At 38.7% G+C, this 12795-nt stretch carries 9 protein-coding genes; 4 read left to right on the top strand and 5 right to left on the bottom strand.

Features of this window, described 5'->3' with window-relative positions; translation table 11 throughout:
* The first annotated feature begins 65 nt into the window (after positions 1-65).
* Positions 66-329 (top strand): hypothetical protein, encoded by a 264-nt coding sequence (locus D5R40_RS24610; RefSeq protein ID WP_124155354.1) that lies wholly within the window; start codon positions 66-68, stop codon positions 327-329.
* 971 nt (positions 330-1300) lie between these two features.
* Here D5R40_RS24610 and D5R40_RS41405 read toward each other — a convergent pair.
* Positions 1301-1435, bottom strand: a complete 135-nt coding sequence (locus tag D5R40_RS41405) for a hypothetical protein (RefSeq protein ID WP_275670479.1) — start codon at positions 1433-1435, stop codon at positions 1301-1303.
* Here D5R40_RS41405 and D5R40_RS24605 point away from each other — a divergent pair.
* Positions 1434-6347 (top strand): CHAT domain-containing protein, encoded by a 4914-nt coding sequence (locus D5R40_RS24605; protein WP_124147864.1) that lies wholly within the window; start codon positions 1434-1436, stop codon positions 6345-6347. The genes D5R40_RS41405 and D5R40_RS24605 overlap by 2 nt on opposite strands.
* Before the next feature lie 409 nt (positions 6348-6756).
* Complete coding sequence (locus tag D5R40_RS24600; protein WP_124155353.1) at positions 6757-7386, top strand: type I restriction endonuclease; 630 nt, start codon at positions 6757-6759, stop codon at positions 7384-7386.
* A gap of 282 nt (positions 7387-7668) precedes the next feature.
* Here D5R40_RS24600 and D5R40_RS41400 read toward each other — a convergent pair whose 3' ends face one another.
* Positions 7669-7791, bottom strand: a complete 123-nt coding sequence (locus D5R40_RS41400) for a hypothetical protein (protein WP_275670478.1) — start codon at positions 7789-7791, stop codon at positions 7669-7671.
* A gap of 18 nt (positions 7792-7809) precedes the next feature.
* On the opposite strand from D5R40_RS41400, the gene D5R40_RS24595 reads away from it, so the two are divergent.
* Positions 7810-8979 carry an IscS subfamily cysteine desulfurase gene (locus D5R40_RS24595; protein WP_124155352.1) on the top strand — a complete coding sequence of 390 codons (1170 nt, stop codon included), beginning with the start codon at positions 7810-7812 and terminating at the stop codon, positions 8977-8979.
* 1199 nt (positions 8980-10178) lie between these two features.
* Here D5R40_RS24595 and D5R40_RS24590 read toward each other — a convergent pair.
* The 3 genes from D5R40_RS24590 to D5R40_RS38065 all read right to left on the bottom strand — a co-directional run.
* The gene (locus D5R40_RS24590; RefSeq protein ID WP_124147861.1) at positions 10179-11366 is read right to left on the bottom strand and encodes a glycosyltransferase family 4 protein; all 1188 of its coding nucleotides are present in this window, start codon (positions 11364-11366) and stop codon (positions 10179-10181) included.
* 861 nt (positions 11367-12227) lie between these two features.
* Positions 12228-12374, bottom strand: coding sequence for a hypothetical protein (locus D5R40_RS35995; RefSeq protein WP_161564767.1), 147 nt, complete (start codon positions 12372-12374; stop codon positions 12228-12230).
* A gap of 186 nt (positions 12375-12560) precedes the next feature.
* On the bottom strand, positions 12561-12795 hold a 235-nt coding region (locus D5R40_RS38065; protein ID WP_205127689.1), incomplete at its 5' end, for a hypothetical protein.

The following is a 12795-nucleotide window of genomic DNA, read 5'->3' as shown; positions in this document are numbered from 1 at the left end:
TGCAGGAGGGGCTAAATAGCTAAAAGTCTTATATTATCAGCAATTTATTCCCCCTTCCGGAGCTGTTGCTTTCCGGAGCTGTTGCCTGCGCACAGCGCTATAAGTGGCGGAGTTTACCTGTGGAAAAACAGCAGGAAGTATTAGATTTGGTCGAACAATTTTATAGACAAAATCTGGATATAAATCAGGAAAATATTTATCAACCTAAAACGGAAATGGGTAAAAAATTATGGCAAATTCGTTCTCAAGCACTTGCCAAACAACCTAAGTTACTAACTTGGGATGAAGTTGAGGTCGAAATTAGCGATCGCCGAGGTGAAAGAGAGTGACTTTTACCAAAACTTAGGCTTTGTTGCATGAAAGTAGCGTTCTTAACATCCATTGCGTAGCTTAATTGCTCTGTTTGGCGGTTATTGATGTTCTATTTACTATTGTCCAATAGTTATTGCTCTGCACTGCCAAGCGATCGCTCTGTTTCGTGATTATTGATGTTCTATTTACTATTGTCCAATAGTTAGGGCTGACCGCTCAATTTTCAAAACTTTTACCTGTAAAGGTTTCAGCCTTTTTATTTCCAAGATTAAAGAGAGTAACTTTTACCAAAACTTAGGCTTTGTTGCATGAAAGTAGCGTTCTTAACATCCATTGCGTAGCTTAATTGCTCTGTTTGGCGGTTATTGATGTTCTATTTACTATTGTCCAATAGTTATTGCTCTGCACTGCCAAGCGATCGCTCTGTTTCGTGATTATTGATGTTCTATTTACTATTGTCCAATAGTTAGGGCTGACCGCTCAATTTTCAAAACTTTTACCTGTAAAGGTTTCAGCCTTTTTATTTCCAAGATTGATGTTCTATTTATCTATTGTCCAATAGTTACAGCAGTTTCAGCGCGTTATTGTTGTAGATATGCACAAGCAAGTGCGGCAGCTATATACTTTCATGCAACAAAGCCCAAAACTTATATAGATTAGCGTACTTATTGCAGCATTTAGCAGCAAGGGAAAATCATCAATAACGATCGTATCAAACAAAAATACCATGAACAAACAAAAACAGAAAAGCAACAGTCCCGACAATACTGAAACTGCTACTTCCTGCTATCAAGCTGCTTTGAGAGTGTATACCGAATCTGCCTATCCGTTCTACTAAACTTACCCAAACTTACCCGTGCCGGAATTGCACGCAGCTCTGGAGTTAGCTTCCTGCTTTGCTGACGCAATGCTGCGCAAACACAGAAGACCACTGACCGCAGTCTGTAACTTATCTTCTCCACAGGCTTAAAATCGGCGGGAACTCTACCTACTGATAAGTGAGTATAGTAAATTTTTTCTTAACTGTCAAGTCCTCGCTTTCTAAGCGATCGCCTCTATCTAGAGGTTTTAATTGCAGCAAGAGAGAATCATCAATAATTATCGTATCAAACAAAAATACCATGAACGAACAACGCCTAACAGCATACGCACAAATAATTCAACAACTCTTAGAATGTTCCGAAGACCGAAAGGCAGACTTACTGCAAAACCATCAAGACTTAATCGATAAGGAATTCATCACCTTCATGCAGCAATATGCACAATATCTGGCAGAAGCAGGCAATAAAAATAACGCCCGACGGCTAATGAATATGGCTCAAAAACTAACGCAACGGTTAAATCAATCGCAAAATCCTGTTTCTTACACTACCCTACTGCAACAACTACTACAAGCAGAATCGGAAGTTAGGGCAGGTAAAGCAAACAAAAGCATCGTCTACCAAATTCTAGACAATAACCGACACCTCCTCAATGAAAACCTCGCCCACATCCTGCCACAATACGCATCCGACCTCATCACTAACAACTCTCCCGAAAGTACGGATAATACTGGTGCATTAATCGAAAACCTGAGTTTTCATATTTGGCAGTTTCCAAGGGGAAACAGAAAAGCACAAATAGAAATAGCGATCGCCGGATATTTATTTACGCTCAGTCACCATAAAGAAAACACCAAAGATTGGGCAAAGACTCAATACAACCTAGGATCGACCTACAAAAACAGAATCAAAGGAAATAAAGCCGACAACATAGAATCTGCCATTAAATGCTACCAAGCTGCTTGGAACGTATATACTGAGCCAAAATATCCCCAACAATGGGCAATGATTCAACACTACCTAGGATTAGTCTTCTATAGGAGAATCAAAGGTAACAAAGCCGGAAACATAGAATTGGCCATTGACTACTACCAAAATGCTTTGAGAGTATTAACTGAATCTGACTACCCCCGATATTGGGCAGAGACTCAATACTACCTAGGATCAGCTTACTCTAGTAGAATCAAAGGTAACAAAGCCGATAACATAGAACCTCCTGAAAAAGGTAACAAAGCCGACAACATAGAACCTCCTGAAATTTGCTACGAGCTAAGTGCAAGGACTCAAGACAACCTAGATATAGCATACTTTCGTAGAATCAAAAGTAGAATCAAAGGCAAAACTACCGACAACATAGAATCTGCCATTACCTGCTACCAAGCTGCTTTGAGAGTATTCACCGAATCTACCTATCCCAAAAAATGGGCCAAGACTCAAAACAACCTAGGATCAGCTTACTCTAGTAGAATCAAAGGTAACAAAGCGGACAACATAGAATCTGCCATTGCCTACTACCAAGCTGCTTTGAGAGTGAGAACAAAATCTGCCTATCCCCAAGATTGGGCTATAACTCAAAACAGCCTAGGAACAGCCTATTCTAGTAGAATCAAAGGTAACACAGCCGACAACATAGAATCTGCCATTAAATGCTACCAAAATGCTTTGAGAGTATTCACCAAATCTGACTATCCCCAACAATGGGCAAAGATTAAACACAACCTAGGTATAGCCCACAAAAACAGAATCAAAGCTAACAAAGCCGACAACAAAGAAAATCGTGTTTGCTACGCCCCAAGTGCAATAACTCAAGACAACCTAAAAGTCTACTATAGCCTAGAATTATCCTACTATAGCGAATTAGCCCACAAAAACAGAATCAAAGATAATAAAGCCGACAACATAGAATCTCTGATTTCCTTCAAGCAAAGTGCTTTGAGAACATATACCCTCTCTTCCTCTCCCAGACATTGGGCAGAGATTCAATACACACTAGGTATAGCCTACTGTCAGAGAATCAAAGGTAACAAAGCCGACAACATAGAATCTGCTATTGCCTGCTACCAAACTGCTTTGAGAGTATTTACTGAATCTGACAGCCCCCAATATTGGGCAGACACTCAAAACAGCCTAGGAACAGCCTACTCTAGTAGAATCAAAGGTAACATAGCCGAAAATATAGAATTTGCCATTGCCTACTACCAAAATGCTTTGCGAGTGAGAACAGAATCTGACTATCCCCAAGATTGGGCTATAACTCAAAACAACCTAGGTATAGCCTACAAAAACAGAATCAAAGGTAACAAGGCCGACAACATAGAATCTGCTATTGCCTGCTACCAAACTGCTTTGAGAGTGAGAACAAAATCTGCCTATCCCCAATATTGGGCTATAACTCAAAACAGCCTAGGAACAGCTTACTCTAGTAGAATCAAAGGTAACATAGCCGAAAATATAGAATTTGCCATTGCCTACTACCAAGCTGCTTTGAGAGTGAGAACCTTCTCTGACTACCCCCGAGACTGGGCAATGACTCAACACAACCTAGGAGCAGCCTACTATAGTAGAATCAAGGGTAACGTAGCGGACAACATAGAATCTGCCATTGCCTACTACGAAACTGCTTTGAGAGTGAGAACCTTCTATGACTACCCCCAAGATTGGGCAATGACTCAACACAACCTAGGATTAGCCTACAGTGACAGAATCAAAGGTAACGCAGCGGACAACATAGAATCTGCCATTGCCTACTACGAAACTGCTTTGAGAGTATATACCCTCTCTGACTACCCCCAAGATTGGGCAGAGACTCTAAACTGTCTAGGATCGGCCTGCAAAAACAGAATCAAAGGTAACAAAGCCGAAAACATAGAATCTGCCATTGTCTGCTACCAAGCTGCTTTGAGAGTATTCACTGAATCTGCCCATCCCCGAGATTGGGCAGAGACTCAAAAAAACTTAGGAGCAGCCTACAGTGACAGAATCAAAGGTAACATAGCCGAAAACATAGAATCTGCGATTAAATACTACCAAACTGCTTTGAGAGTATATACCCTCTCTGACTACCCCCGAGATTGGGCAGAGACTCAACACAACCTAGGAGCAGCCTACGTTTACAGAATCAAAGGTAACATAGCTGACGACATAGAATCTGCTATTGCCTGCTATCAAGCTGCTTTGAGAGTTAGGAAACCAGAAACTTTACCGGCAGACTGTTTAAAAACCGCCCGTCAATTAGCCAACTTAGCCTCAACACAAAAAAACTATCAACTCGCCATAGATAACTATGAAATAGCTATTGTCGCCATTGAGCAAAGTCGAAATTGGATACCCAATGAAATTGCTAGGCAAGAAATCTTGCGTGACAATATAAATGTCTATGAAAATATGATTCAAGCTTCAGTTAATGCTGAACAATATGACAAAGCTTTAGAAACTATAGAAAGATTTCGCTGTCGTCGCTTGCTTGACTTAATTCTTACCAAAGATTTATACAAAAATGGTGAGGTACCAGAAGCTATCCGCGACTTGGAAAAACAAATGGAAGCAAAACAGTGCGAAATCGACAGTTTACGTCGGCAGTTAGAAACTCCAGAAGAAAAGCAATTAGTAGGTGCTAGTCGTAACCTTACCCGCGACGAGTGGGATGATATTACGGAGGATATCGGAAAGTTAATAGCTGAAAAACGGCAAATTTGGCAACAGATGCGTCAACTAGACCCGGTTTTAGCTGAAGGTCAACAAGCACCGGGAGTTAGTGTGGAGAAAATGAAGGAGTTGTTGGAATTTAGGAATGATCCCCCCCAACCCTCCTTGGAAAGGGGGGAGGTGTTGAATCCCCCCCAACCCCCCTTAGAAAGGGGGGAGATGGAGAGAGACGATGTTGCTCTGCTGAGTTTCTACACCACCAGAAATGACACTTATATTTTTATCCTCACTCAAGCAGGGGTAAAATTGCACCGTTGTCAAGAGCAAGGTTACAAAAATCTCCAACTGTGGTTACAGGATAATTGGTTAGAACCCTACGCCGAAATAAATGATTTAGCAGTACGTCAAGCAGCAGCAATTTTAGCCAAGTGCGATATTGATGCCATTGAGTCTATTAACCCCAAACCATCCAATGTTATAGTTAAACTCAAAGATGGCACCACAACAGAAATTAGTTTTTCCGACTTTAACGCATCCCGCAAACAACAGAAACACGACTTATACAAACAATGGCAAGACAAAATGGAGGGAATGTTAAAAGAATTAGCAGACAGACTGCAAATTAACCAACTGATAGAAAAACTCACGGACATCAAAGAAATTATTCTGGTGCCGTTTATGTATCTGCATCAAATTCCCTTACCAGCATTACCCCTAGACAACGGCGAATATTTAGGGGATAAATTCCGGGTGAGAATAGCACCCAGCACCCAGGTATTAACATTTTGTCGGCAACAAGCACCATATTCGGAGTCAGACCTACCACGTTACGGTATCGTCGAAAATACCAGAGACGACTTACCATACACTCCCAAAGAATGCGAGTTAGTAGCACAAATTTATGGAGTCGCCCCCGAACACCATCTCAAAGGCAGCAAACAGGCAACCAAAGCTAAGTATAAACAGTTGTTGACGAGAGAGAAAGTATTAGGTTTACTCTCCAGTCACCACGCAAAATCTAATTTAACCGAACCTTTGGAGTCAAAGTTATTGCTAGGAGACACGGACTTAACATTAGGGGAGTTGCTGAATGCGAGCATCCGTTTCCCCCAGTTAGGAGACTTATTTCTCTCCTGTTGTGAAACGGCGTTAGGAAATTCAGAATTAACGGACGATATTTTTACCCTCAGTGCTGCCTTTTTATCAGCAGGAGCGTCGAATGTTATTAGTAGTTTGTGGGCAGTCAATGATTTAGCAACGACAATTTTATCATATTTTTACCACCGCAACCGCGCCGCAGGTATTTCTAGTGCGAATGCGTTATGGCAAGCACAGATGGAGTTGAAGGAGTTAACTTTGGCAAAAGCGGAGGAAAGTTTGGAGAATGCAGAGGAAGTATTAGAAGAGTTTGAAGAAGGGAGCAGAGAGTATGAGGAACAGGAGAAAATAGCTGATAACTGTCAGGAAGTTTTGGATTTAGTCAGCGAAGCTAAAAAATCAATAGGGGGCGAAAAACCCTTTAATCATCCTTATTATTGGGCAGGTTTTGTTTGTCAAGGAGAAGGGTGAATTCAGTTATCAGTTGTCAGGAGTCAGAATTCAGAATTCAGGAGGAAACAAGAGTTATGCTCAAGGAAAGAAGATAAGATGGTACGCTAAAAAGTAGCGATCGTGCTATTATGGGGAGTGTAGGGAGATCGAGAAAGATTTGGCTAAGTATTTAACCGAACATGATATAATACGAACAGGATTTACCGAGTGACACATATAAGACTTAAGCAGTACAACGTATTTTCGTCATTGCGACCTACAGGTTTTACGGAGCATTCCGTCCCGGAAAACAATCTCAAATCCTAATTTTTCGTACCTTATGCGTAAGTCCTGATATAGATATAGGGTTCTGGTGCGTTACGCTACCGCTAACGCACCCTACTGGACTACTGTTTTTTTCAATGGTATAATACAACAGACGAAAAACATGACAGCAATTATTCAAGCAAATAAACTAAATATGATTGATGTTGAGCATAAATTTAGTCTCAACCAAACAGATGATATTCAATTCTTTAGAGAATGGTTTGATGGTTTACCAGAGATAACCGATATAGAAAAACAAGTGTTAGACCGAGCAAAAGCAAATTATTTGAATGCTATTAAACATCGGGAAATTTCAGAAAATTTAGTAAAAATGACAGTAATTGCTCCCCTACTTGCTTGGGCAAATTTTTATCAGCTTCCTTTTGATATTGTAGATGAAAATTCTATTGATGTTTCTGTGGAAACACAGGATGAAATAATCAAAGGTCGGATTGATATAATAGTTTTTAAACATCATCTATGGTTATTAGTAATTGAGTCAAAAAATGCTGGATTATCTATAATTAATGGTATCCCTCAAGCCCTCACTTATATGATGACTAATCCTCATCCAGAACAACCAATTTTTGGATTAGTAACCAACGGAGATGATTTTCAATTTATCAAATTAGTTAAACAAAATCTACCTGAATATGCTTTATCTAAAAAATTCACAATTTCTAATCCCCAAACTAATGAACTTTATCATGTACTCAGTATCTTAAAAAAATTAGGTCAAGTTATCAATTAAACATTTACAATAATAAAAAATCAAATCAATAATTACCGAATAATTAATTATTAATAATTAAATAATTCGCGCCTTGAAGCCTCCCCTTTTAAGGAAAAAAAAAAGAAAATATTCGTTATATTCAATCAAGAACGGTTTTAACCAGAGGTAATTATCAATTATCCATTAATGAAAGCATATTTTGGGCAAATGAGATACAGGGTAAATGATGAAAATATTGTAGTGAGGCAATCTAGCCATCTTCGGGGTGTACCTCGCGGGCAACGGGAAGCGCTGTATAAATTATTTCCCCCTACACAGAACAATCTTGGGACAATTCTTACTCCTATCTCCTCGCTCATTCCCATTTCTCCTGTCTCCTGTCTCCTGTCTCCTGTCTCCTACCCCTACTAAAAGACTTTCCATACACAAACCCTAATTATTATGTTAAAACGTCCTATATATCTCGACTGCAATGCTACTACTCCTCTTGATGAACGAGTATTAAAAACAATGTTGCCCTATTTCACCGAACATTTTGGCAACCCTGCCAGTATCACTCATCAATATGGTTGGGAAGCAGAGGCAGCAGTTAAAAAAGCTAGAGAAATTTTAGCTTCAGCTATTAACGCCACCCCCGAAGAAATTGTGTTTACCAGTGGAGCGACAGAGGCAAATAATTTAGCAATAAAAGGAGTCGCCGAAGCTTACTTCAATAAAGGTAAACATATTATTACTATTGCCACGGAACATAATGCCGTTCTCGACCCCTGTGTATATTTACAAAACTTGGGATTTGAAGTTACTTATTTATCTGTAAATACAGATGGAATTATTGATTTAACTTCCCTAATAACTGCCATACGTCCCGATACAATATTAGTCTCTGTCATGGCAGCAAATAATGAAATTGGTGTCTTACAACCCTTGGCAAAAATAGGAGAAATATGTAAAGAAAATTCAGTAATTTTCCATACTGACGCTGCACAGGCTATTGGGAAAATTCCTCTAGATGTGCAGACAATGAATATTGATTTACTATCATTAACTGCCCACAAAATTTACGGTCCAAAAGGTGTTGGCGCTCTCTATGTGCGTCGTCGTCATCCCAGGGTAAAATTAGCACCTCAAATACATGGGGGCGGTCACGAAAGAGGAATGCGCTCTGGCACTTTGTATACTCCCCAAATAGTCGGTTTTGGTAAAGCTGTAGAAGTGGCAGTAACAGAAATGGAGTCAGAGGCAAAACGGTTAACTACTTTGCGACAACAGTTGTGGGAAAAGCTGCAAACAGTGGAAAATATTTTTCTCAACGGACATCCGACTCAGCGTTTGCCAGGAAATTTGAATATTAGTGTTGAGGGTGTAGATGGGCAAGCATTGTTATTGGGGTTACAACCTGTGATGGCGGTCTCTTCCGGTTCCGCTTGTACTTCCGCAAAAATAGCGCCTTCCCATGTTTTGGCCGCTTTGGGGCGTTCAGAAAAATTAGCTTATGCTTCCGTGCGTTTTGGTATCGGGCGGTTTAATACTGCTGAAGAAATAGACTTGGTGGCCGAACACGCGATCGCCACTATTACATCTTTGGCGTTGATTAAATGTAATGATAATTAGACATCTACTCCACCCATAGGGAGTAGGCAGCTTTGCTGTAGGCAGTAGGGAACCCACCCGCGGGCCCCGACCGTGGAGGGGGAAAGAATTGATAATTTCTTTGGGATATAGATATTGATTTTTTATTCTTGGAGATGTCTATTAGCTGAAGGTATAGCGCTGCGCGCAGGGAACAGGGAACAGGCAACAGGCAATAGGGGGAATAAATTGCCGATAATATAAGACTTTTAGCTATTGGACACCTCCTGCAATTTGTAAATATGCCAGCGCGCAGCGCTATAAAATTGAAAAACTGATGTTTTGTGCCCAAAGTTAATCTCAAAATCATTACCACTCAGCAACGCCACATTTTTACGTCAAGCAACCGCAAACATATAGAACCCCCGATCGTATCTTCATAAATATGCGCGTTTTTTTAGCCTTGAGTCAGGAGACAGCTATACTGGAGACAGGAGACAACCCACCCCTAATATCAAATCCGGTTAAACAGCCATAGAATGGTTAAGTTAGGAGGAGTCAACCCACCCCTAACCCCTCCGGTGGAGGGGGAGTCAGTCGGACCTCCTCAGGAGGAGAAAGAATTACAAAGATAAACGTAGTTATGGCGATTGAAGATTTTTTTTATGTCCAATTAAACGGATTTGATATAACCCCTCCCAGGAGGGGAAGGGAAGAGGGAAGAGGGAAGATGTGGGGAGAAATAATACAAAAAATTCAACACTCCTTCAGATGATTTTTCCTCAAAATTGATGGGCGAAAAGACTTGACTACCATAATTATATAGAACTCAAATGGGTTCTATATAACCCATTTTATATCATCTCCGGTAGCATCGGTATTGTAAGCGCGAAGGTAAGGAAGAAGGAAGAAGGAAGAGGAAAGAAGGTTATTGAGCAAGAAAAAAACCTAAATTTCCTGTAGATATTCACCCTTGGGTTTACACAAACGATACCAAAAGTACATACCGCGTCCAAAGATATAGCAATGTGCGCTGGCATATTTACAAATTACAAGAAGTGTCCAATAGCTAAAAGTCTTATATTATAGGTTTTTTATTCCCCCTTCCGGAGCTGTTGCCTGTTGCCTGCGCACAGCGCTATATAGCACTACGCAAATAGGATGTGAACATTTATAAATGCTCAAAGTTAGTTAGGAATTACTTCTGACTTGCGCGTAGCGCTATACTCCCGTTGTTTGAATTACCAAACTACCTGTAACCTTTCTGCTGCCACTCTCTGATAAACCATATCTGTTTGTTTCGCTATCCTACCCCAACAGAATTTATATTCTAATTCCTGATAAGCATTACTAACCAATTTTTGCATATAATCAGAGTCTCTCAACACCTCTACAATGCCTTGTGCTAAAGAAATAGAATTACCAACTTTCGTGACAATACCTGTTCTACCATGTTCCACCACTTCTGGTAAACCACCCGTATCCGAAACTACCACAGGCACTCGCGCGGCAAAACTTTCTAGGGCAACAATACCAAAAGGTTCGTACAGACTGGGAAATACTGCACAGTCAGCGATCGCTTGAAACTTATCTAAATTTTCTTCAGACATAAACCCGGTAAAATTAAATCTTTCAGAAACTCCCAAATGCCATATTTCTTTTTTCCAAAGGTCTGTTTTTCCGCCACCGATCATAATAAATTTTACCCGGTCTCCCATTTCTGCAATTACTCTCGGTGCTGCATGAATTAACACAGAAATACCTTTTTCTGGGGTCATTCTACCTAAATAGTAGACAATTTTTTCTCGATCTTCTGCAAAATGCCTGCGGAAATTTACTGCATCAAACTCATCTCTACTTGGTTTTTTTTCAGCACAAATACCATTATAAATTATATCTATTTTATCACAAGGACTGTCTAAAGTTCTTGCTACTTCTAGCTTCATATATTTAGAACAAACAATGACTCGCCAAGCATTATAAACTAGCTCTTTTTCCTTCTCATTTATGTACTGTTGGCTATGATTATGAATACCATTGTGACGACCATTTTCTGTGGCATGAATTGTAGCTATTAATGGTAGTTTAAAGATATGTTTAAGAGCGATCGCTGCATCGGTGACTAACCAATCATGGGCATGAATTATATCAAAATTTTTCTCTTCTTTTATTAGTTTCCCTCCATGACGACCCATAGCTTCATTCATATTTGCTATCCAATGAAAGAAGTTTTGACTTGGTCCGACTGGCACTCTATGTACTTCTATCCCTTCTACAATTTCATACATTGGCGCTTCGCCAGACTTGACTGTGATTAAATGCACTTCATGTCCTAATTTCACCATTTCTGGGTATAATTCTGCAACATGACGTGCTATGCCTCCAATAATTCTTGGTGGAAACTCCCAGCTTAATACAAGAATTTTCATTACTGCATAACTCCCATTTTTTACAATTCTTAATTTTTAGTAATTTTACTTCAAAGATGATTTTTAATATTTAACATTTTCTCAATAAATTACACGGATGCTTTAATTCAACTATTCTTGGCGATGTGAGTTAATTCTGGTTAATTACTATACCAAAAAATATACTTAATATAATAATGATGTTTATGCAAGTGAGATTTTTATCCCTGGACTATTTTATAAATTTTGTCAAGGCTATTAAATGACTGAAAGACGAACTTGATACTGGGATAGAATTAATATATACACGATCATTTCACTTAATACTAATAACTATTATTCCATTATCTTTTTAAGATATCATTAATTTCCCCTAACTCAAAATCTCAAGCAATCAATAAAAATAAGTATGATTATACAAGCATGAGGAATTATTAAAAAATATTAAGTAACTGCGATCGCTCTATTTAGCCTGTAAGTAATTCTCTGCATTTATCCCCTGAACTCTCAAAATATCAAAATCATAGAAGCCAGAGTTAAATTATAAATTATTGCCATTGCTGCGATGAATAGATCGAAATTTGATATTGTTCTTCCTTTTCGTCTCAAGTCTATATTAATTTCTGATGTTTTTTCGATAATTGATAAATTGTTTAACAATAAAATTGTAATTTCTTAACAAAACTCATTAAACACGGAAGCTTGAATCATCATCTCCTCCTATAATTTTTTAATTCTGGTTTACAACTGCTGAAACCATACTAATATTTAGTATATCACTTACCTTAATATCTCCCTTCTACTGCAGCATTAAAAATTTCTTTTTCTTCTGAGGTAAAATCATCAAGTATTGTCGATAATAACTCTGTTGACATAACTCTCTCAACCCTTTTTTTTTAGTTGTTCATCATTGAGAAATAGGAAAATTTGAGGTGACACTCTATCTAATAATTTCGAGAAAGTCTGAATAAGTTCATCTCGATCTAATTCCTGATCAAGACTATCATTTTCCATTGTTTGGTCAATCATTTATGATATTCTTTTAAGAACTGTATTATTTTCCACGGAAGCTTGAGTTATCATCTCCTACTATAACTTTTTAATTCTGGTTTACAACTGCTGAAACTATATCACTCTGCATCATCTAAATGATGCCAATAAAAAACAATTGTTCCACAATTTATATCGGTGGTTAAAGTCTGATGGGTTATTCTCTTATTTCTCTTTTACACATTGAGAAAAATGTGGTTTTACAGTATCTTTAATTTCCCTATAGACGCTCTCTAGTAGATCATTCCATAAAACAACAATTATTAAAGCATTGTTTTTAATTTCAGATTTTATTTCTTTTAATTTATGCAGCAATGAGCTTCCTGACCGCTCTTTTTTTTCAGTAGAATAAGACCTTTGCAAGACAATGGAACAATCTAATTCTGTTTGTTGTTTAATT

This window comes from Okeania hirsuta (assembly GCF_003838195.1).
Taxonomy (GTDB): Bacteria; Cyanobacteriota; Cyanobacteriia; order Cyanobacteriales; family Microcoleaceae; genus Okeania; species Okeania hirsuta.
This window is presented reverse-complemented; position numbering and strand designations above follow the sequence as displayed.